Here is a 19,845-nt window from a genome sequence, read left to right on the forward strand (position 1 = left end):
ACCACGCCGTCGCGCGCCTGGTCGAACAACTGCGGTGGCGCTCCGCCCAGCTGCATGGCATGGAACAGCTGCACCTTGATGCGGCCGCCGGACTCGGCCTCCACTTTCTGGGCCCAAGGCACGATGGCCTTGGCGGGAATCGTGGCCTGCGGGGGCAGCATCTGGTGCAGCCGCAGGGTCACGGTCTGCTGGGCCGTGGCGTGCCCGGCCAGCAGGGTGCTCGCTGCGGCGCCGAGAACGGCCAGCGCGGTCCGGCGTTTCATGGGGGTCATGCTTGTCTCCTGTGGTTGAAAAATCGGATCGGTGATCGGCCGTCAGCGCCGACGCCGGATGAGCTTCATCGCCGGCATGGCCGCCGGCCAGGACTCCGACGGGTGCGCCGCGAGCACCTCGGTGAGGTTGCGCCGGGCCAGCCGCGAGTGCTCACGCATGATGGCCTCGGCCCGCGCGCCCTCGCGCTGTTCGATCGCGTCGAGCACCTGGTGGTGCTGGTCCTGCGCCACCGCCAGCATGTCGCGCGCGCGGGAGGAATGGGCCTGCAGCAGCACGAAACCCGAGGGCGAGGCAAACGGCAAGCTGGCCGCGCGCTCCAGCTGGCGCGAAATGGTCGGGCTGTCGGCCAGCTCGTACAGCAGGGTGTGGAACTGGCTGTTGAGCGCCACGTAGGCCGAAAAGCCTTCGTCGCTGAGGCTGGACACCGCCAGCACCGCATCGATGCGGGCCAGGCAGGCCCGGGCCTCGGCCAGCACCACCGCCGGCGCACCGCGCTCGGCCGCCAGCCGCACCAGCAGGCCTTCGAGGGTGCCACGCAGCTCGATGGCATCGGCCACGTCGCGCTCGGAAAAACTCTGCACCACATACCCACCGGCGGGTAGGGCCTGGAGCAGGCCTTCCTGCTCCAGCCGCGCCAGGGCCGCACGGATCGGCGTGCGCGACATGCCCAGGCGCTCGACGATCGCCAGCTCGGCGATGCGGGTGCCGCCCTGCAACTCACCCGACAGGATGAGCTCACGCAGCTGCAGCAGGGCGCGCACCTGCGCACTTTCGCCACTGGCCACCACCCCGGCGGGCGGTTCAGACAGGTCCACAGCATCCATGTTCATGGATACAGAATGTATACAGGAAATGCGTTTTTTGATGAAAAACGGGGGCAAATCAGGGTAATCCATGACGCGCTGTATTCATTCATGACAGCCATGTGCGGAGTACCATCATTTTTCGCCACCCGGCCATCCCTACAACCACCGGAGACACCATGACCCTGCGCACCCGTCCGCCCTTCCGCGCCGACCACGTCGGCAGTTTTCTGCGCCCCGCCTACCTGCTCGAGGCGCGCGAGCGCAAGGCCAAAGGCGAGATCACGCCGGCCCAGCTGCGCGAGGTGGAAGACCGCGCCATCACCGAGATCGTGAAGTTCCAGGCCGACGTGGGCCTGCAGTCCATCACCGACGGTGAGTTCCGACGCACCTATTTCCACATCGACTTTCTTGAACAGCTCGGCGGCGTGAAGACCGACATCCCGGTCACCATCGTGCGGCCCGATGGCAGCGAAGAACTCGCGCCGCCGGTGATCCGCGTGATCGACAAGGTGCGCCACGCGAAAAACATCCAGCTGGCCGACTTCCAGTACCTGAAAGGCCAGGTGGCCGCGCTGGGCCTGCCCGCGCTCACGCCCAAGGTGACCATCCCCTCGCCCACCATGCTGCACTTCCGTGGCGGGCGCGCCGGCATCAGCAAAGAGGCCTATCCCGAACTCGACCCGGTGTTCTACGACGACGTGGCCAGGGCCTATGGCCAGGAGCTGCAGAGTCTGGCCGACGCGGGCTGCACCTACGTGCAGATGGACGACACCAACATGGCGTATCTCTGCGACGAGAAAATGCGCGAGGCCGCCCGCCAGCGCGGCGACGACCCCAACGAACTGCCGCACCGCTACGCGTGGTTCATCAACAAGGTGGTGGCGCACAAGCCCGCCGGCATGACGCTGGCCATGCACCTGTGCCGCGGCAACTTCAAGAGCACCCACGCGGCCGCCGGCAACTACGAGCCGGTCGCCGAGGCACTGCTGTCGGAAATGAACCTGGACGCCTACTTCATGGAGTACGACGACGACCGCTCGGGCGATTTCCGTCCGCTGCGTTTCCTCAAACCGGGCAAGACCGTGGTGCTGGGCCTGGTCACCACCAAGTTCGGCCAGCTCGAACGCAAGGACGACCTGAAGCGCCGCATCGAAGAAGCCGCGCAGTACGCCCCTCTGGAGCAGCTGTGCCTGTCACCGCAGTGCGGCTTCTCCAGCACCGTGCACGGCAACAACATCGCCATGGAAGACCAGCGCCGCAAGCTGGCGCTGGTGGTGGAGACGGCCAGGGAAGTCTGGGGAAGCGCCTGACCCTCCGCTCCTGCGCCGCGATGCGGCGCAGGGTGTCACTTCTCGTACTTCGAGATCAGGGCCTTGGCCTCGCTCACCAGCTTGCTGCCGTCGATGTTCTTGGCCTGCATGTCCTTGAGCCAGTCGGATTCCACCGTGCTGGCGGTGCGGCGCCAGCGCTGGACTTCCGCCAGTTCCAGTTCGCTGATCTTGTTGCCCGCCTTCACCGCCAGATCACGCCCGACCTTGTCGCCCACATCCTGCGTGCGTGCGATCTGGGCGCTGAACTCGGCGCCCGAGTTGTCGTCGATGATCTTCTTCAGGTCGGCCGGCAACTTGTTGTAGGACGCCTTGTTCATGGCCACCACGAAGGTGGTGACGTACAGCGCGCGGTCCCCGGCAAACGTGGTGTGGTTCTTCACCAGCTCCTGTACCTTCAGGGCCGGCGCCACTTCCCAGGGAATGGTGGTGCCATCCAGCACACCTTTCGACAGCGCCTCGGTCACGGCCGGCACCGGCATGCCCACGGGCGTGGCGCCCAGCTTGACCAGCATGTTGTTGACCACCCGCGTGCCGCCGCGGATCTTCATCCCACGCAGGCTCTCCAGACCGACCACCGGCTGCTTGGTGTGGAACAGGCCTGGGCCGTGGGTGTGGAAGGCCAGCACGTGCACGTCCTTGTACTCGTCCATCGCGTTTTTCTGGACGTATTCCCAGAGCGCACGCGAGGTCTTTTCGGCCGACAGGCCGGCGATGAAGGGCAGCTCGAACACTTCCGTCTTGGGGAAACGTCCGGGGGTGTAGCCCTGCAGGGTCCAGACGATGTCGACCACACCATCCCGCGCCTGGTCGAACAGCTGCGGGGGCGTGCCGCCCAGCTGCATCGAGCTGTACATCTGGATCTTGATGCGGCCCTTGGATTCTTCTTCGATCTTCTTGGCCCAGGGCGTCAAAGCCTTGGAAGGCACCGTGCCTTGCGGGGGCAGGAACTGGTGCAGGCGCAGGGTGACTTCCTGCGCAAATGCGCTCATACTGGCCGAAGCCGCCAGGGCCAGCGCCGCCACTTTGAATGTCCAGGATCGCATGAAAGTCTCCGGTTGATGGCCTGCTCGCGGGCCGGATGAGGGTTGGCGGCTCGGTCAGGAGCGCCGCTTATCGTTATTTTCCATAACAATGCTGGCGCTGACTGCCTAGGACTTACCCCTAACCCGCGAGCAAAGGCACCGGTGCGGTGTCAGCGTGCGTGGTTCGCAAAGAGGCGATGCAGGCCACCCCAGCGCTCGCTGAAGATGCCCGGGTCCATGGTCTTCAGGTCCTTGATGATGGGCTTGAAGGCCATGTGGGCCAGCACATCGCGCTCCAGATCCACGCCGGGCGCGATCTCGGTCAGCTCCAGGCCCTCCTCGCGCAGGCGGAACACCGCGCGCTCGGTGATGAACACCACCTGCTGCTCGCGCAGCGCGGCGTCGTGGCCGTTGAAGGTGATCTGCTCCACCTGCTCGATGAACTTGCGGGCCTTGCCTTCCTTGACGATGGTGAGCTTGCCGTCGCCCACCGTCACGTCCAGCCCACCGGCGGTGAAGCTGCCGCAGAACACCAGCTTCTTCGTCGAACGCGTGATGTTGACGAAACCGCCGCAACCCACCGGGCGCCCATTGAACTTGCTGACGTTGACGTTGCCGTGCACGTCGGTCTGCGCCAGGCCGAGGAAACTGGCGTCGAGCCCGCCGCCATCGTAGAAATCGAACTGGGAACTCTGCTCGATGATGGACTCGGCGTTGTAGGCCAGGCCGAAGTCGCCCAGTTGCGCGGGGATGCCGCCGTTCACGCCCGATTCGATGGACAGCGTGAGCAGATCGGACACGCCCTCTTCCGCCGCCACGGTGGGAATGCCGGCGGGAATGCCGATGCCCAGGTTGGTGATGGCGCCGGGCGTGACCTCCATGGCCGCGCGCCGCGCGATCACCTTGCGCTCGTCCAGCGGCATGGGCACCAGGCTGCCGGTGGGCACCTTGATGTCACCGCACAGCGCGGGGTTGAACTGGGTCGCGATGGACTGCATGTGGTTCTCGGGCTTGCCGATCACCACATAGTCCACCAGCAGGCCCGGCACCTTGACCGCCTTGGGGTGCAGGCTGCCGGCTCTGACCACCGCTTCCACCTGGCAGATCACGATGCCGCCCCAGCGCTTGGCCGCCTGTGCGATGGAGAGCTGCTCCAGCAGCATGCCTTCCTTGTCCAGCGTGATGTTGCCGCGCTCGTCGGCCAGCGTGCCGCGGATGATGGCCACGTCGATCTTGGGCGGGGCGTAGTACAGCCATTCCTGGCCCTCGAACTCCACCAGCTTGACCAGATCCTCGGTGGAGCGGCTGTTCATCTTGCCGCCCTCCAGGCGCGGGTCCACAAAGGTGCCCAGGCCCACCTGGGTCAGCAGGCCGGGCGAACGGTTGGCAATCTGGCGCGTGAGGTGGGAGAGCGAGCCTTGCGGGAAGTTGTAGGCCTCGACCTCACCGTCGAACACCATCTTCATCATCTCCTTGCCGGTCTGGCCGAAGTGACCCGCGATCACACGCTTGATCATGCCCGCGTGCGCGAAGTGCTTCATGCCCGCCTCGCCCGAATTGCCCACCGCGCCACAAGCCCAGGTGGTCAGGTTGCGCGGATGCCCGGTGTTGAGGAACGTGCGCTCCACGCCCTGCAACACCTCTTCCGGCAGGCTGGTGACGGCCAGACCACCCAGAAAGATCGTGGCGTCGTCGGCAATGAGGGCGCCGGCTTCGTCGGCGGTGATGACTTTCATGGATGACTCCAAAAAACAGGTTCGAGAAAAACGGATTCGAAAAAAACAAACAGTACCGGAGCGCCAAGCCCCCAACCCAGGGCTGCCAAGGATCCGGCTCCGCCGGTCCAAGGCAGCGCCCCCCTTCCAGGGGGGACGCGCGAAGCGCGGCGGGGGGTTACACCTCAATCAGCAGCGCCATCCCCTGCCCACCCCCCACACAGGCCGACGAAATACCGTATCGCAGCCCCCGGCGCTTCAGCTCGCGCGCCAGCGTCACGGTCAGGCGCACGCCGGTGGCGGCCAGCGGGTGGCCCAGCGCGATGGCGCCGCCGTTCACGTTGAGTTTGTCGCGGTCCAGCCCGAGTTCACGCTCCACCGCCAGGGTCTGCGCGCCCTGGGCCTCGTTGATCTCGAACAGGCCGATGTCGTCCAGCGTGAGCTCGCAGCGCTCCAGCAGCGCGCGGATGGCAGGCGCCGGGCCGATGCCCATGATCTCGGGCGGCACGCCCACCGCGGCGGCACCCACCAGGCGGGCCAGCGGCTTCAGGCCATTGCGCTTCACGTAGGCATCGCTGGCCACCAGGGCGCCCACGGCGCCGTCCACCAGCGCGGAACTGTTGCCCGCCGTCTGCACACCTCCGGCGTACACGGGCCGCAGCTTGGCCAGGGTTTCCACCGGCGAGGGCCGGGGATGGGTGTCGTGGGCCACTTGGTCCACCTTGCGCGGCAGGCGGATGCCGCGCGTGTGGTAGCCGTCGAGCGCGAAGTCTTCGTTGACCACCGGCACGATCTCGCCCGCATGAAAACCGTCGGCCTGGGCCTTGAGCGCACGTTCGAACGACTGCGCGGCAAAGGTGTCCACGTCGGCGCGGCTGATGCCGTATTGCTTGGCCAGGTTCTCGGCGGTCTCGATCATGGTGATCGGGCCGGCGGTGTCGTTCAGCGCCTCGACCAGGAAGTCCTTGAACTCCACCGGCGCGCCCAGTTTGAAGCCGCTGCGGTGGGTGTAGGCGGCGATCGGGTTGCGCGTCATGGACTCGGTGCCGACCACCAGGGCCAGCTCGGCGTAGCCCAGCGCGATCTGATCGGCCGCCTGGCGGAACAGCTCGAAGCCGGTGCCGCAGATGCGCTGCGCCAGGATCGCCGGCACCGCCATGGGCACGCCCGCGTACAGGCCGATGTGGCGCGGCAGCACGAAGGCGTCGAAATCGGCCTGCGCCATGGAACCGGTGATCACCGAATCCACGTCGCTGGCGGCCACACCGGCGCGCTGGATCACGGCGCGCGCCACCTTGATGCCCATGTCGGTGGGCGAGATCGCCCCTAGGGCGCCGCAGTAATCCACCAGGGGCGTGCGCACGCCATCGAGCAGCCAGGCGTTGGAGAAACGGGCGGAGAAGTGTTTCATGGCATCAACCCTTTCGGCTGTCGGTCACGCGGATCACGGTGGCGTAGCCGCTGTCGCCCGCGGCGCAGCCGGTGAACAGGCCCACACCGCCGCCACGCAGCACCAGCTCTTCGATCATCTCGATGATGGCGCGCATGCCCGTGGGCGCCTGCGGGTGGCCCCAGATGATGGAGCTGCCATAGTTGTTCATCTTCTGCCAGGCAAAGCCGGTGTCGCGCGCCAGCGCGATGTCGTTCACGGCAAAGGGGTTGTGGGTCTTGATGACGTCGATGCCGCCGATCTCCAGGCCGGCGTTCTTCATGGCGTTGATCGCCGCAGGCGACGGCGCCATGGGCATGAAACCGGGTTCGACCCGCGACATGCCGAAACCGAGGATCTCCACCTCGATGCCCGGGTCGGTGGCCACCGCGCGGGCCCGCTCGCGGGTGGTCACGATGGCGCCGGCGTTGCCGTCGGCCGGGTGGGTCTGGCCACCGAAGGTGATGGTGCCCCCCTCTTTCACCGGCTTGAGCCGGGCCAGGCCCTCGGCCGTGGTGGGGAAGATGCCCTCGTCCACCCCGAGCGCACCGGTCTGCTTGCGGAACTTCGAGTCGGACAGCGGCGCGTCCACCATGTAGCGTTTCTGGAAAGCGCGGTCGCTCGCCAGCGCGTCCAGGTACTGGTGGTAGCGGTGCAGCTTGAGCTCGTGCTGTTCGGCGGTGCTGATGCCGTAGCGCGCGGCCACGTTCTCGCCGGTCTGCAGCATCGGGTTCTTCGCGTAGGGGTCGTGGCCCATGTTGTCGGGCACCCAGTGTTCGGTGATGCCGTAGCCGCCCGTGCCCGAGGGGTCGGGGTAGTACACCACCGGCCCGTTGGACTGGCGGTCCGCCATCACCAGCAGCGCGCATTGCGCCGTGCCACAGACCACTTCCTGCGCAGCCATCTGCAGCGCGCGCACGCTGGTGGCGCAGGCCTGCTGTACCGTGGGGCCGGCCACGCGGTCGATGCCCATCAGGCCGGTCACATAGGGCAGGCCGTAGAAGCTGCCCTTCTGCGGGTTGGTCATGCCCAGCAGGCCCAGGTCGATCTGCGCCATGTCGAAACCGCGCGCGGCCAGCGCCTGCTTGCCCACCGCGGCGGCCAGCGGCAGGGCGTTCATGTGGGCCAGCGATCCCTGCCATTTGGCGAAGGGCGTGGACCAGTAGATACCGTAGGGAATGAAGGCTTGCATCCGGCTTGTCTCCTGTGTGGATTGGAATGGAAATGGCCCACTGAAGGTGGGTCTGAAACAGCGACCTAGGACAAACCCTAGTCCTGGGGAAAACGACCGGTTTGTGTGTTGTGGGGTCCGATGTTTGGTTATAAACTATAACCAGATATTTTCGTTTGAGCAAGGAACCTCCATGTCGATCACCGCCATTTCCGCCGACCTCTCACTTGAAATCCGGGGCGCCGTGGCGATCATCCGGCTCACCCGCCCGGCCAAGCGAAACGCCATCAACGACGGCCTGGTCCTGAGCCTGCGCAACGTCTTCGAAGGCTTCGGCCCCGAGGTCAAGGCCGCCGTGATCGAAGGCGAAGGCGAACACTTCTGCGCCGGGCTCGACCTGAGCGAACTCAGCGAGCGCGACGCGGTGCAAGGCATGCACCACTCGCGCATGTGGCACAAGGCGCTCGACGCGGTGCAGTTCGGCCCGGTGCCGGTGATCGCGGCGCTGCACGGCGCGGTGGTGGGCGGCGGCCTGGAGCTGGCCAGCGCCACCCACATCCGGGTGGCCGACGAATCCGCCTTCTACGCTCTGCCCGAAGGCTCGCGCGGCATCTTCGTGGGCGGCGGCGGCTCGGTGCGGGTGCCGCGCCTGGTGGGCGTGGCGCGCATGACCGACATGATGTTGACCGGCCGCGTCTACAACGCGCAGGATGGCGAACGCGCCGGCTTCGCGCAGTACCTGGTCCCGGCGGGCCAGGCGCTGAACAAGGCGATAGAACTGGCGGAGAAGATCGCGCAGAACGCGCCCACCACCAACTTCGCGCTCACCCACGTGCTGCCGCGCATTGCCGAGCAGAGCGCCGACCACGGCCTGATGACCGAAGCGCTGATGGCCGCCATCGCGCAGTCCGCGCCCGAGGCCAAGGAGCGCGTGAAGGCCTTCCTGGAAGGCCGCGCCAACAAGGTGCAAAAAGGCTGAGCCTGCCCGCCCGACCCAGCGCCTGCGCGAGCGGGCCAGGCCCCCAACCAGGGCCGAATGCCACCACAACGATCCGGAGACAAGACATGAACACCGAGACCCCTCAGCACAAATACCGGCCCATGGAGTTCGGCGTGCCCCGTGTGGTGGTGCGCGAAGGCAGCAGCGGTGTGCGCTACATGCGCGGCGAGCCCGAGCTGCAGCCCTACGCCCGCACCATGGGCGAGCGCCTGGCGCACTGGGCGAAAACCGCGCCCGAGCGCACGCTGTTCGCGCGCCGCGTGCGCCACGCCGACGGCACGGCCGGCGACTGGCAGCACCTGAGCTTCGCGCAGGCGCTCGACGGCGCGCGCCGCATCGGCCAGGCGCTGCTGGACCGCGGCCTCAACGCCGAGCGCCCGGTGGTGATCCTGAGCGAAAACGACCTGGAGCACGCCCTGCTCTCGCTGGCCTGCCTGTATGTGGGCGTGCCCTACTGCTCCACCTCGCCGGCCTATTCCATCGTCAGCACCGACCACGGCAAGCTCAAGCACGTGATGAGCACGCTCACCCCGGGCCTGGTGTTCGCCAGCGATGGTGCGCGCTTCGCCAAGGCGCTCAACGCCGCCGTGCCGGCCGACTGCGCCGTGGTGCTGACGAACCTGGGCGGCTACAGCCGGCCCGCGGGCGAACTGCTGTCGTTCGAAGAGCTGCTGGCCACCGAGCCCACCGCCGCGGTGGACGAGGCCCACGCCCGCGTCAGCCCGGACACCATCGCCAAGTTCCTGTTCACCTCGGGTTCCACCAAGATGCCCAAGGCGGTGATCAACACGCACCGCATGTGGTGCGCCAACCAGCAGCAGATGCGCCAGTCCATGACGCCGCTGACGCTGGAGCCCCTGGTGCTGGTGGACTGGCTGCCCTGGAACCACACCTTCGGCGGCAACCACAACTTCGGCATGGTGCTCTACAACGGCGGCACGCTCTACATCGACGATGGCAAGCCAGTGCCCGCGCTCATGGGCGAGACCCTGCGCAACCTGCGCGAGATCGCGCCCACCGTGTACTTCAACGTGCCCACCGGCTTCGAGGTGATCGCCGACGTGATGAAGACCGACGACGTGCTGCGCAGGAACCTGCTCAGCCGCGTGCGCATGTTCTTCTACGCCGCGGCCGCCTTGTCGCAACCGATCTGGGACGCGCTGCACGAATGCCAGGAGCGCGAGATCGGCGAGCGCATCGTGATGTGCACCGGCCTGGGCATGACCGAGTCCGGCCCGTTCGCGCTCTCCGTCAACAGCGCCGACGTCAAGGCCGGCGACCTGGGCGTGCCCACACCTGGGCTGGAGATCAAGCTGGTGGACATGGACGGCAAGATCGAGGTGCGCTACAAGGGGCCGAACGTGACCCCCGGCTACTGGCGCAGCCCGGAGGCCACGCAGGAGGCCTTTGACGAAGAAGGCTTCTTCTGCAGCGGCGACGCCGTGACCTGGATCGACCCCGACAACATCCACAAGGGCCTGCGTTTCGACGGCCGCATCGCCGAAGACTTCAAGCTCAGCACCGGCACCTTCGTGAGCGTGGGCCCGATGCGCGCCAAGGTGATCGCCGCGGGCGCCCCCTATGTGCAGGACGTGGTGCTCACCGGCCTGAACCTCAAGGAAGTGGGCGCGATGATCTTCCCGACCCAGCACGTGCGCAAACTGAGCGGCCTGCCCGCCGGCGCGCCCATGGCCGAGGTGCTGGACGACCCGTACGTGAAGGAACACTTCCAGTACGTCATCACCGAGCTGGCCAAGACCTCCACCGGCAGCGCCACGCGCATCGCGCGCGCCATCGTGCTGGCCGAGCCCCCGTCCATCGACCTGGGCGAGATCACCGACAAGGGTTCGATCAACCAGCGCATGGTGCTCAAACACCGCGACGCGCTGGTGCAGGCCCTGCACGACGACACCGCCCCGAACATCATCAAACCCCAAGCCTGAAAGCGAACACCACCATGAACATCCAAGGACACGCAGCACTCGTCACCGGCGGCGCCTCCGGCCTGGGCGAAGCCGTCGCGCGCGAGCTGGCCCGCCAGGGCGCCAAGGTCGCCGTGCTCGACGTCAACACCGCGCTGGCCGAGAAAGTGGCGGCCGAGATCGGCGGCGTGGCCTGCGCCTGCGACATCACCAACACCGAGAGCGTGACCGCCGCCATCGCCAAGGCGGCCGCGGCCCACGGCCCGGCGCGCATCCTGATGAACATCGCCGGCATCGGCACCGCCAAGCGCATCGTCGGCAAGGACGGCAACGCCGCGCCGCTGGAAGACTTCGCCAAGGTGATCAACGTCAACCTGATCGGCAGCTACAACATCAGCCGCCTGTTTGCCGCCGAGTGCGTGAAGCTCCCGCCCCTGGAAGACGGCGAGCGCGGCGTGATGATGTTCACCGCCTCGGTGGCGGCCTTCGACGGCCAGGTGGGCCAGCAGGCCTACAGCGCCTCCAAGGGCGGCCTGGTCGGCATGACGTTGCCCATGGCGCGCGATCTGGCGCAGCACGGCATCCGCGTGTGCACCGTGGCGCCCGGCCTGTTCGCCACGCCGCTGATGAAGCAGCTGCCGGAGGCGGTGCAGCAGTCGCTGGCCGCGTCGATCCCGTTCCCCTCGCGCCTGGGCAAGCCCGAAGAATTCGCGCAACTGGCCGCGCACATCGTGACCAACGGCCACCTCAACGGCGAAGTGATCCGCCTGGACGGCGCACTCCGGATGGCACCACGCTGATGTCCAAGACCGTCGTCTACGAAGTCGAGGTGATGTTCGGTGACTGCGATCCCGCGGGCATCGTCTTCTACCCGAACTTCTCGAAGTGGATGGACGCATCGTCGTTGAATTTTTTTCGCCAGTGTGGCGTGCCGCCCTGGCGCGAGCTGATCCGCACGCGCGGCATCGTGGGCACGCCTCTGCTGGAGGTGCGCAGCCGCTTCTTCCATCCGGCCTCGTATGGGGACCGCCTGCGGGTCCGCACCCATGTGAGCGAATGGCGCGCCAAGGTCTTCACCCAACAACACGTCATCTACCGCGATGACAGAGTGCTCTGCGAAGGCAGCGAAACCCGCGCCTTCGTGGTCCACCCGCCCGGCGAACCCGACCGCATCCAGGCCATCCCGGTGCCGGCGGACATCCGGGCGCTGTGCTGCGACGCATAAAACAACAACAAGCTTTCCCTGCCCTTTCCCCGAACCCCCAAACCACCCTCAACGAGGAGACATCCCATGAAAAACGTCAAGACCCTGGTCGCCCTGGCCATCACCACCCTGGCGGGCGCCGCGCAGGCGGACATCAACATCGGCGTGAGCCTGGCGCTCACCGGGCCGGGCTCCGGCCTGGGCATCCCGATGCAGAACCAGTTCAAGCTGTTCCCCAAGACCATCGCGGGTGAAAAGGTCAACCTGATCGTCCTGGACGACGCCACCGACCCCGGCAAGGGTGCGGCCAACGCGCGCCGCTTCGTCACCGAAGACAAGGTGGACATGATCATCGGCTCGTGCATCACCGCCGTGGCCGCCGCCATGAGCGACATCGCCACCGAAGCCGGCACGGTGCAGCTGGCCGGCTCGCCCGTGGGCCTGCCGCCCGGCAAGGACAAATGGGTGTTCCGCCTGCCCCAGTCCAACACCGTGATGGGCCACGCCGTGGTGGAACACATGAAGAAGCAGGGCGTGAAGACCATCGGCTTCCTGGGCTACACCGATGCCTATGGCGAGCAGTGGCTGAAGGAAATCGGCCCGCTGCTGGACAAGGCTGGCATCAAGATCGTTGCCACCGAGCGCTTCGCCCGCACCGACACCAGCGTGACCCCGCAGGCGCTCAAGATCAACGCCGCCAACCCCGACGCGGTGCTGATCGTGGCCTCGGGCAGCGGCGCGGCCATGCCCCACATGGCCATGGTGGACCGTGGCTTCAAGGGCAAGATCTACCAGACCCACGCCGCGGCCACGCAAGACCTGATGCGCGTGGGCGGCAAGGCCGTGGAAGGCGCTTTCGTGGTCTCCGGCCCGGCCGTGATCGCCGAGCAGTTGCCCGACAGCCACCCGTCCAAGGCGGTTGCCGTGGACTTCGTGCAGAAGTATGAAAAGGCCGTGGGCGCCGGCCTGCGCAACCAGTTCGCGGGCCACGCCTACGACGCGCAGATCACGCTGGAGAAGGTGATCCCCGTGGCGCTCAAGAAGGCCAAGCCGGGTACACCCGAGTTCCGCGCCGCCATCCGCGACGGCATGGAAACCATGGGCCGCACGGTCTTCTCGCACGGCGTGATGAACTGGACCGCGGCCGACCACTGGGGCTTCACGCTGGAAACCGGCGTGATGCTCAAGGTCGTCGACGGCAAGTTCAAAGTGGAGTGATTCGGATCACCCCCCTGCGCCGCTGACGCGGCTTCCCCCCTCTCTGGCGCGCCTTCGGCGCTGGGAGGGGGGACGGCATCTCGGGCCGGCAGGTATGGGAGGACACCCCCCGCGCGCCTTCGGCGCCCCCCCCTCTCTCGCCTGACGGCGGGAGGGGGGCGACACCTGGGGCCGGCGGAGCCGGACCCTCGGTGTCCCTGGTCTCAAGAGCGCTTCTTCTTTCGCTAAGGGCTTTTATGGATTTCTCCATTGCCAGCATTCTTCTGCTGGACGGTTTGACCAACGGTGCGGTGTACGCCTTGCTCGGCCTGGCCACCGTGCTGGTGTTCACCGTCACCCGCGTCATCTTCATTCCCCAGGGCGAGTTCGTCGCCTACGGCGCGCTCACCCTGGCCATCTTCCAGACCGGCCAGGTGCCGGGCACCGTGTGGCTGCTGCTCCTGCTCGCTGGCGTGGCCGCGCTCATGGAGCTCTCCAGCCGCTGGCAGCACCACCGCAACGCACTCACGGCGTTCAAGGCCGCGGGCCGCACGCTCATCGTGCCGCTGGTGGTCTCTGGCATCGCCATCTGGGCCGCGCCGCAGCAGTTTCCGCTGGCCGTGCAGGCCGTGCTGAGCGTGGCCATCGTCACCGTCTACGGCCCGCTGGTCTACCGCGTGGCCTACCAGTCGCTGGAGAGCGCCACGCCGCTGGTGCTGCTGATCGTTTCGGTGGGCGTGCACTTCGCAATGACCGGCCTGGGCCTGCTGTTCTTTGGCGCCGAGGGTTTCCGCAACCCCAGCTTCTGGGACCTGCGGCTGAACATCGGCCCCGTCATGCTGTCGGGCCAGGCCATCATCACCGCGCTGGCCACCATCGCGCTGATCGTGCTGCTGTGGCTGTACTTCGAGCGCTCGCTGCGTGGCAAGGCGCTGCGCGCCACCGCAGTCAACCGCACGGGCGCACGCCTCATGGGCATCTCCTCACACGCCTCGGGCCAGCTCACCTTCACCATGGCGGCCTTCATCGGCGCGCTCTCGGGCCTGCTGATCGGCCCGACCACCACGGTGTTCTACGACTCGGGCTTCCTCATCGGCCTCAAGGGCTTCGTGGCCGCCGTGGCCGCGGGCCTCTCCAGCTACCCCGGCGCGCTGGTCGCGGCGCTGTTCGTGGGCGTGATCGAGGCGTTCGGATCGTTCTGGGCCAGCGCCTTCAAGGAAGTGATCGTGTTCACGCTGATCCTGCCGGTACTGCTCGTCCGCTCCCTGCGCAGCGGCCACTCGGACGAGGACCACTGACATGAAGAACTTGCAAAACATGGGTCTGCTGGTCCTCGCGGCGGCCATTCCGCTGATCGCGGTGCTGCCCCTGCCCGACTTCTGGATCACGCAGCTCAACTACATCGGCATGTACAGCATGACGGTGATGGGCCTGGTGCTGCTCACCGGCGTGGGCGGGCTCACCTCGTTCGGCCAGGCGGCGTTCGTCGGTATCGGGGCCTACACCACGGCCTGGCTCACGCTCAACCTCGGCGTCTCGCCCTGGCTCACGCTGTTCATCGGCATGGGTCTCACGGCCGCCAGCGCGCTGCTGGTGGGCCTGATCACGCTGCGCATGTCGGGCCACTACCTGCCACTGGCCACCATCGCCTGGGGCCTGTCGCTCTACTACCTCATGGGCAACCTGGACGCGCTGGGCAAGTACGACGGGCTGCTGGGCCTGCAGAGCCTGTCCATCGCCGGTTTCGACATCGGCCAGGGCCGTGGTTTCTTCGTGCTCACCTGGGCCATCCTGCTGGCCTTCGCCGCGGCCCTGCTACACCTGCTGGACTCGCGCGCGGGCCGTGCCATCCGCTCGCTCAAGGGCGGCTCGCAGATGGCCGAGGCCATGGGCATCAGCACCTTCCGCTACAAGGTCACCATCTTCGTGCTGGCCGCGCTGTTCGCCTCCGTGGCGGGCTGGCTGCTCGCGCACTTCCAGCGCACGGTCAACCCCTCGGCCTTCGGCCTGAAGATGGGCATCGAGTACCTGTTCATGGCGGTGGTCGGCGGCGTGGGCCATGTGTGGGGCGCCATCGTCGGCGCCGGCCTGATCCGCGTGCTCGAAGACCAGCTGCAGGTGCTGCTGCCCAGGCTGATCGGCACCAGCGGCAGCTACGAGGTGATCGTGTTCGGCATTGCCCTGGTGGTGGTGCTGAAGTACCTGCCCGACGGCCTGTGGTCCATGGTGGGCAAACGCGTGCCGCGCCAGCCCCGCGTGGTGGACTGGGCGCAGGCCGAGGCCCTGCCCGAGCGCGCCAAACCCACGGCCGGGGAGCTGGTGCTCGACGTGAAGAAAGCGCGCATGCAGTTCGGTGGCCTGGTGGCGGTGAACGACATCAGCTTCCAGATCCAGGCTGGCCAGATCGTCGGCCTGATCGGCCCCAACGGCGCGGGCAAGTCCACCACCTTCAACCTCATCACCGGGGTGCTGCGGGCCACACGCGGCGAGGTGGTGTTCCAGGGTGGCAACATCAGCGGCAAGCCCTCGCGCGAGATCGCGCGCCTGGGCATGGCACGCACCTTCCAGCACGTCAAGATGATCCCCGACATGACGGTGCTGGAAAACGTGGCGCTGGGCGCGCACACCCGCGGACGCAAGGGCGTGCTCACGGCCATGCTGCGCGCCAACCGAACGGAAGAAAAGCAGCTGTTCCGCGAGGCGCAGCGCCAGCTCGAACGCATCGGCATGGGCGACTACCTGCACGAACAGGCCGGCAACCTCGCCATGGGCCCGCAGCGGCTGATGGAGATCGCACGCGCGCTCTGCGCCGACCCGACCCTGCTGCTGCTCGACGAACCCGCGGCCGGTCTGCGCCACCAGGAGAAGCAGGCCCTGGCCGGCGTGCTGCGCCAGTTGAAGAGCGAAGGCATGAGCATCCTGCTGGTGGAGCACGACATGGACCTGGTGATGCAGATCTGCGACCACCTGGTGGTGATGGAGTTCGGCACCCTGCTCACCCAGGGCCCACCCGCGCAGATCCAGCAGGACCCGAAAGTCCGCGCGGCCTATCTCGGCACGGAGCACTGAAATGACCCATCCGATTCTTCAAGTCAAGGGCCTGCGGGCCGGCTACGGCCGCGCCGAGGTCCTGCACGGCATCGACATTCAGGCCGAACCGGGCAGCGTCATCACCGTGATCGGCCCCAACGGCGCGGGCAAGTCCACCCTGCTCAACACCCTCATGGGCATCCTGCCCGGCAAGGGCCTGATCGAATTCCGCGGCCAGGACATCGCCACGCTCACGCTGGAAGAGCGTGTGATGAACGGCATGTCGCTGGTGCCCGAGAAGCGCGAGCTCTTCGGCACCATGCCGGTGGAAGACAACCTGCTGCTCGGTGGCTTTCGCCAGATGCGCCTGGGCAACGCGCAGTGGCGCAGCCGGCTCGACGACGTGTACGCCCTCTTCCCCCGCCTGCAGGAACGCCGCACCCAGCTGGCCGGCACGCTCTCGGGCGGCGAACGCCAGATGCTCGCCGTGGGCCGCGCGCTCATGTCGCGCCCCGACCTGCTCATGCTCGACGAGCCCAGCCTGGGGCTGGCGCCGCTGATCGTGCGCGAGATCTTCTCCATCATCCAGACGCTGCGCCAGACCGGCGTGACCATCGTGCTGGTGGAGCAGAACGCGCGCGCCGCGCTGCAGGTGGCCGACCACGGCTACGTGCTGGAGATGGGCGAGCTCAGCGCGCAAGGCCCGGCCAGCGAACTCGCCAGCGACCCACGCGTGATCGAAACCTACCTGGGCACCGCACGCCAGGCCGCCTGACCCTGCGCCTCCTCCGCCTGCCCACCTTTCAAGCCCGCTCCGGATCCACCCGCCATGAACGCCTACCAGCCCCGTCTGGCCGACCACGACTTCATCCTGCTCGACGTGTTGCAGGCGCCGCAGACCCTGGCCGCGCTGCCCGCTCTGGCCGAACACGCCGACCCCGACCTGCTGCGCCAGGTGCTGGAGGAAGCCGGCAAGTTCGTCGGCGAGGTGGTGGCGCCGCTGAACCGCGAGGGTGACGAGGTGGGCGCGCAGTGGCGCGACGGCGCGGTGACCATGCCGCCCGGCTTCCGCGACGCCTACCAGGCCTTCTGGCAGGCCGGCTGGCCTTCGCTGGCCTGCGCGGTGGAAGACGGCGGCCAGGGCCTGCCCGCCGTGCTCGAAGCCCAGCTGTACGAAATGCTCAGCGCCGCCAACCACGGCTGGACCATGGCGCCGGGCCTGCTGCACGGCGCCTACGAGTGCATCAAGCACCACGCGTCGGACGCGCTGAAAGCGACCTACCTGGAAAAGGTCGCCACCGGCGAATGGCTGGCCACCATGTGCCTGACCGAGCCGCACGCCGGGTCGGACCTCGGCCTGGTGCGCACGAAAGCCGTGCCCCTGCCGAACGACTCGGAAAGCCGCTTCGCACTCAGCGGCACCAAAATCTTCATCTCCGGCGGCGAGCACGACCTCAGCGACAACATCGTGCACCTGGTGCTCGCGCGCCTACCCGACAGCCCGCCCGGCCCGAAAGGCCTGTCGCTGTTCCTGGTGCCGAAGTTCTACAGCGACGGCAGCAGAAGTGCTGTGGTCTGCGAGCGCATTGAAGAAAAGATGGGCCTGCACGGCAGCCCCACCTGCGTGATGCGCTTCGACGAAGCGCCGGGCTGGATCGTCGGCGAGCCCGGCAAGGGCCTGAACGCCATGTTCGTGATGATGAACGCCGCGCGCCTGCACGTGGGCCTGCAGGGCATCGGTCTGCTCGAAGCGGCCTGGCAGAAAGCCGACGCCTACGCGCAGGAACGCCGCCAGATGCGCGCGCCGGGCAGCGCAAGCAATGCAGGCGAGGCGGATGTCATCGCCCTGCACCCGGCCATGCGCCGCATCCTCGACACCCAGCGCGCCTGGATCGACGCCGGGCGTGTGATCGGCTACCGCACGGCGCTCGAACTCGACACCCTGAAACACCACCCCGACGCCGCGCGGCGCGAGGCCGCGGCGCGCTGGTGCAGCCTGGTCACCCCGGTGCTCAAGTCGGCCTGGACCGAGCAGGCCTTCAGCGGCGCCAGCGCCTGCCTGCAGGTCTTCGGCGGCCACGGCTATGTGCGCGAGTGGGGCATCGAGCAACACGTGCGCGACGCGCGCGTGGCCATGATCTACGAAGGCACGAACGAGATCCAAGCGATCGACCTGCTGCTGCGCAAGGTGTTGCCCGACGGCGCGACCGCGCTGCGGACCCTGCTGGCCGAGCTGGCCGTCGAGCTGGGCGACAGCCCCGCCGCGGCGCGCACCCGGGAGGCCATGGCCCGCCTGGCCCGCTTCACCGGCGAACACCTGCTGCCCCACACCCAGGCCGCTGGCGCCGCCGCCGACACCCCCTACTGGCTGGCCGACGACTACCTGCGCGCGCTGGCCTTGGTGCTCATGGCCTGGGCCTGGTCGCGCATCGGCGCCACCGCAGGCGCCGATGCCGGGCGCTGGAGCCAGGCCCAGGCCGGTTTCTGGCGCTGGATCTGGCCCGAATTCGAAATGCGCCTGGGCATGCTGGAAAACGGGCTGACGCCCGCTTGACCTGCGTCACCGGCACCCATCGGCCACCGCGCTATCCTCGCCCCATGCCCGAGACCACCGCCCCCACCGCCCCGCGCCGCGCCCGCGCGCCGCGCAAGACCAGCGCTCCCGCCACCGCGCCAGCCGCGCCCGTGGCCCCCAGCGCCACGCCCGAACTCGACACCGCCTACCTTGAAACCCTGCTGGGCTACAACGCCCGGCGCGCGGCGCTCACGGTGATCTCGATATTCCTGCCGCGCATGGCGCCCTATGGCCTGCGGCCGGTGGATTTTTCGGTGCTCTCGCTCATCGGCCACAACCCCGGCGTGACCTCGCGCCAGCTCTGTGCGGCGCTCGACATCCTGCCGCCCAACCTGGTGGGCATGATCAAGAGCCTGGACAAACGCGGCCTGATCGAGCGCCGCCCCCACCCCACCGACCGCCGTGCCCAGGGCCTGCACCTGTCGGCCGCCGGCAAGAAACTGCAACGCGCGGCCCAGACCACCGCGACCCGGCTGGAGCGCGAAGCGACGCACGCGCTGTCGGACGACGAGGTGAAGACCCTGATCAGCCTGCTGCGCCGGGTCTACCTGCGTTAACCGCTAACAGGCTCTGGCACGGCGGGTCAATCCGGATTCGTCCGCATGGGCGGCCAAGTGTGCGGATAAATGCACAGCCCCGGGCTTTCGGGCCGTATTGCTGCGGTGCACACAGCTAGCAAACGGGTAGCAAAGCCGCCATCGGGCCTATAGTGGCATCGTCTTCCCGCCGGTGCCCGGGTCAGGAGAACCGTATGAGTGTCAGAGACAACGCCGCCGTGATCCAGCTCTACACCCTGCTGGAGTCGCGCTACGCCCTGCGGGTGATCTGGGCGCTCAGCGACGGCCACCCCCAGACCTTTCGCCTGCTGCAGGACAGCGTGGGCGGCGTCACCCCCAACACGCTGAACACCCGCCTGAAAGAACTGCGCGCGGCCCGGCTGGTGGACCACGCCGGTGAGGGTTACCGGCTCACCAGCCAGGGCGCCGAGCTCGCGCGCCGCCTGACCGAGGTGCAGCTGTTCGCCGGCAAATGGGCGCACCAGCAGGCCCGCGCGGCCGCCAACCCACCCCCGGTGCGCAACCCGGCGGCCTGAAGAAGCCGAGTACTTGTTCCAGGCAAATGGCCCGGGGCCACGGGCCAGGACATAAAATCACGCCCCCGACAGCCCGC

Annotated in this window: 17 protein-coding genes and 2 pseudogenes; 12 read left to right on the forward strand and 7 right to left on the reverse strand. The window is 67.7% G+C overall.

All coding sequences use genetic code 11. From position 1 onward, the window contains the following. Both HTA01S_RS14230 and HTA01S_RS14235 read right to left on the reverse strand, forming a co-directional pair. Positions 1–272: pseudogene (locus HTA01S_RS14230) on the reverse strand (C4-dicarboxylate ABC transporter); the annotation flags it as partial. Between the two features lie 42 nt (positions 273–314). After that, entirely contained in the window at positions 315–1,103 is a 789-nt protein-coding gene (locus HTA01S_RS14235) for a GntR family transcriptional regulator (protein ID WP_068172825.1), read from the reverse strand. A gap of 152 nt (positions 1,104–1,255) precedes the next feature. Between HTA01S_RS14235 and HTA01S_RS14240 the strand changes: the two genes are divergently transcribed. Then, positions 1,256–2,389, forward strand: coding sequence for a 5-methyltetrahydropteroyltriglutamate--homocysteine S-methyltransferase (locus tag HTA01S_RS14240; RefSeq protein WP_068172828.1), 1,134 nt, complete (start codon positions 1,256–1,258; stop codon positions 2,387–2,389). A gap of 35 nt (positions 2,390–2,424) precedes the next feature. On the opposite strand, the gene HTA01S_RS14245 is transcribed toward HTA01S_RS14240, so the two are convergent. The 5 genes and pseudogenes from HTA01S_RS14245 to HTA01S_RS26280 form a co-directional block, all read right to left on the reverse strand. Beyond that, positions 2,425–3,453 carry a TRAP transporter substrate-binding protein gene (locus tag HTA01S_RS14245; RefSeq protein WP_068172829.1) on the reverse strand — a complete coding sequence of 343 codons (1,029 nt, stop codon included), beginning with the start codon at positions 3,451–3,453 and terminating at the stop codon, positions 2,425–2,427. A 149-nt stretch (positions 3,454–3,602) separates the two neighbouring features. Then, positions 3,603–5,168, reverse strand: a complete 1,566-nt coding sequence (locus HTA01S_RS14250; RefSeq protein WP_068172830.1) for an acyl CoA:acetate/3-ketoacid CoA transferase — start codon at positions 5,166–5,168, stop codon at positions 3,603–3,605. 157 nt (positions 5,169–5,325) lie between these two features. Then, a complete protein-coding gene (locus HTA01S_RS14255) occupies positions 5,326–6,558 on the reverse strand; it encodes a thiolase family protein (RefSeq protein WP_068172833.1) in 1,233 nt (410 codons plus the stop codon). A gap of 4 nt (positions 6,559–6,562) precedes the next feature. After that, a complete protein-coding gene (locus HTA01S_RS26275; protein ID WP_407656115.1) occupies positions 6,563–6,991 on the reverse strand; it encodes a hypothetical protein in 429 nt (142 codons plus the stop codon). Positions 6,992–7,039: 48 nt separating this feature from the next. Then, positions 7,040–7,768, reverse strand: a pseudogene (locus HTA01S_RS26280) (thiolase family protein); the annotation flags it as partial. Positions 7,769–7,940: 172 nt separating this feature from the next. Between HTA01S_RS26280 and HTA01S_RS14265 the strand changes: the two are divergent. The 11 genes from HTA01S_RS14265 to HTA01S_RS14315 all read left to right on the forward strand — a co-directional run bounded on the left by HTA01S_RS14265 (position 7,941) and on the right by HTA01S_RS14315 (position 19,768). After that, positions 7,941–8,726 carry a crotonase/enoyl-CoA hydratase family protein gene (locus tag HTA01S_RS14265; protein ID WP_068172839.1) on the forward strand — a complete coding sequence of 262 codons (786 nt, stop codon included), beginning with the start codon at positions 7,941–7,943 and terminating at the stop codon, positions 8,724–8,726. Between the two features lie 86 nt (positions 8,727–8,812). Beyond that, positions 8,813–10,690 carry a feruloyl-CoA synthase gene (locus HTA01S_RS14270; RefSeq protein WP_068172841.1) on the forward strand — a complete coding sequence of 626 codons (1,878 nt, stop codon included), beginning with the start codon at positions 8,813–8,815 and terminating at the stop codon, positions 10,688–10,690. A gap of 14 nt (positions 10,691–10,704) precedes the next feature. Continuing rightward, the gene (locus HTA01S_RS14275; RefSeq protein ID WP_068172842.1) at positions 10,705–11,469 is read left to right on the forward strand and encodes an SDR family NAD(P)-dependent oxidoreductase; all 765 of its coding nucleotides are present in this window, start codon (positions 10,705–10,707) and stop codon (positions 11,467–11,469) included. Next, on the forward strand, positions 11,469–11,894 hold the full coding sequence (locus tag HTA01S_RS14280; RefSeq protein WP_068172847.1) for an acyl-CoA thioesterase: 426 nt from the start codon (positions 11,469–11,471) through the stop codon (positions 11,892–11,894). Before HTA01S_RS14275 ends, HTA01S_RS14280 begins: the two co-directional genes overlap by 1 nt. A 66-nt stretch (positions 11,895–11,960) precedes the next feature. Next, positions 11,961–13,091 carry an ABC transporter substrate-binding protein gene (locus HTA01S_RS14285; protein ID WP_068172848.1) on the forward strand — a complete coding sequence of 377 codons (1,131 nt, stop codon included), beginning with the start codon at positions 11,961–11,963 and terminating at the stop codon, positions 13,089–13,091. A 236-nt stretch (positions 13,092–13,327) separates the two neighbouring features. After that, positions 13,328–14,368, forward strand: coding sequence for a branched-chain amino acid ABC transporter permease (locus HTA01S_RS14290; protein ID WP_068172851.1), 1,041 nt, complete (start codon positions 13,328–13,330; stop codon positions 14,366–14,368). Between the two features lies 1 nt (position 14,369). Continuing rightward, positions 14,370–16,139 (forward strand): branched-chain amino acid ABC transporter ATP-binding protein/permease, encoded by a 1,770-nt coding sequence (locus HTA01S_RS14295; protein WP_068172852.1) that lies wholly within the window; start codon positions 14,370–14,372, stop codon positions 16,137–16,139. A 1-nt stretch (position 16,140) separates the two neighbouring features. Beyond that, positions 16,141–16,875, forward strand: coding sequence for an ABC transporter ATP-binding protein (locus HTA01S_RS14300; RefSeq protein WP_068172853.1), 735 nt, complete (start codon positions 16,141–16,143; stop codon positions 16,873–16,875). A gap of 54 nt (positions 16,876–16,929) precedes the next feature. Next, on the forward strand, positions 16,930–18,654 hold the full coding sequence (locus HTA01S_RS14305) for an acyl-CoA dehydrogenase family protein (protein ID WP_068172861.1): 1,725 nt from the start codon (positions 16,930–16,932) through the stop codon (positions 18,652–18,654). 44 nt (positions 18,655–18,698) lie between these two features. After that, positions 18,699–19,232 (forward strand): MarR family winged helix-turn-helix transcriptional regulator, encoded by a 534-nt coding sequence (locus tag HTA01S_RS14310; RefSeq protein WP_068172862.1) that lies wholly within the window; start codon positions 18,699–18,701, stop codon positions 19,230–19,232. Positions 19,233–19,426: 194 nt separating this feature from the next. After that, positions 19,427–19,768, forward strand: coding sequence for a winged helix-turn-helix transcriptional regulator (locus HTA01S_RS14315; protein WP_068172863.1), 342 nt, complete (start codon positions 19,427–19,429; stop codon positions 19,766–19,768). The last annotated feature ends 77 nt before the right edge of the window (positions 19,769–19,845 follow it).

It is taken from the genome of Hydrogenophaga taeniospiralis CCUG 15921, from assembly GCF_001592305.1.
GTDB classification, from domain to species: domain Bacteria; phylum Pseudomonadota; class Gammaproteobacteria; order Burkholderiales; family Burkholderiaceae_C; genus Hydrogenophaga; species Hydrogenophaga taeniospiralis.

Bases quoted from the DNA above. Each gene is read 5' to 3' on its own strand.
- HTA01S_RS14270 (WP_068172841.1), top strand. From the start codon at position 8,813: ATGAACACCGAGACCCCTCAGCACAAATACCGGCCCATGGAGTTCGGC.
- HTA01S_RS14295 (WP_068172852.1), top strand. From the start codon at position 14,370: ATGAAGAACTTGCAAAACATGGGTCTGCTGGTCCTCGCGGCGGCCATT.
- HTA01S_RS14245 (WP_068172829.1), bottom strand. From the start codon at position 3,453: ATGCGATCCTGGACATTCAAAGTGGCGGCGCTGGCCCTGGCGGCTTCG.
- HTA01S_RS14315 (WP_068172863.1), top strand. From the start codon at position 19,427: ATGAGTGTCAGAGACAACGCCGCCGTGATCCAGCTCTACACCCTGCTG.
- HTA01S_RS14280 (WP_068172847.1), top strand. From the start codon at position 11,469: ATGTCCAAGACCGTCGTCTACGAAGTCGAGGTGATGTTCGGTGACTGC.
- HTA01S_RS14285 (WP_068172848.1), top strand. From the start codon at position 11,961: ATGAAAAACGTCAAGACCCTGGTCGCCCTGGCCATCACCACCCTGGCG.
- HTA01S_RS14235 (WP_068172825.1), bottom strand. From the start codon at position 1,103: ATGAACATGGATGCTGTGGACCTGTCTGAACCGCCCGCCGGGGTGGTG.
- HTA01S_RS14275 (WP_068172842.1), top strand. From the start codon at position 10,705: ATGAACATCCAAGGACACGCAGCACTCGTCACCGGCGGCGCCTCCGGC.
- HTA01S_RS14310 (WP_068172862.1), top strand. From the start codon at position 18,699: ATGCCCGAGACCACCGCCCCCACCGCCCCGCGCCGCGCCCGCGCGCCG.
- HTA01S_RS14265 (WP_068172839.1), top strand. From the start codon at position 7,941: ATGTCGATCACCGCCATTTCCGCCGACCTCTCACTTGAAATCCGGGGC.
- HTA01S_RS14250 (WP_068172830.1), bottom strand. From the start codon at position 5,168: ATGAAAGTCATCACCGCCGACGAAGCCGGCGCCCTCATTGCCGACGAC.
- HTA01S_RS14305 (WP_068172861.1), top strand. From the start codon at position 16,930: ATGAACGCCTACCAGCCCCGTCTGGCCGACCACGACTTCATCCTGCTC.
- HTA01S_RS14255 (WP_068172833.1), bottom strand. From the start codon at position 6,558: ATGAAACACTTCTCCGCCCGTTTCTCCAACGCCTGGCTGCTCGATGGC.
- HTA01S_RS14240 (WP_068172828.1), top strand. From the start codon at position 1,256: ATGACCCTGCGCACCCGTCCGCCCTTCCGCGCCGACCACGTCGGCAGT.
- HTA01S_RS14300 (WP_068172853.1), top strand. From the start codon at position 16,141: ATGACCCATCCGATTCTTCAAGTCAAGGGCCTGCGGGCCGGCTACGGC.
- HTA01S_RS14290 (WP_068172851.1), top strand. From the start codon at position 13,328: ATGGATTTCTCCATTGCCAGCATTCTTCTGCTGGACGGTTTGACCAAC.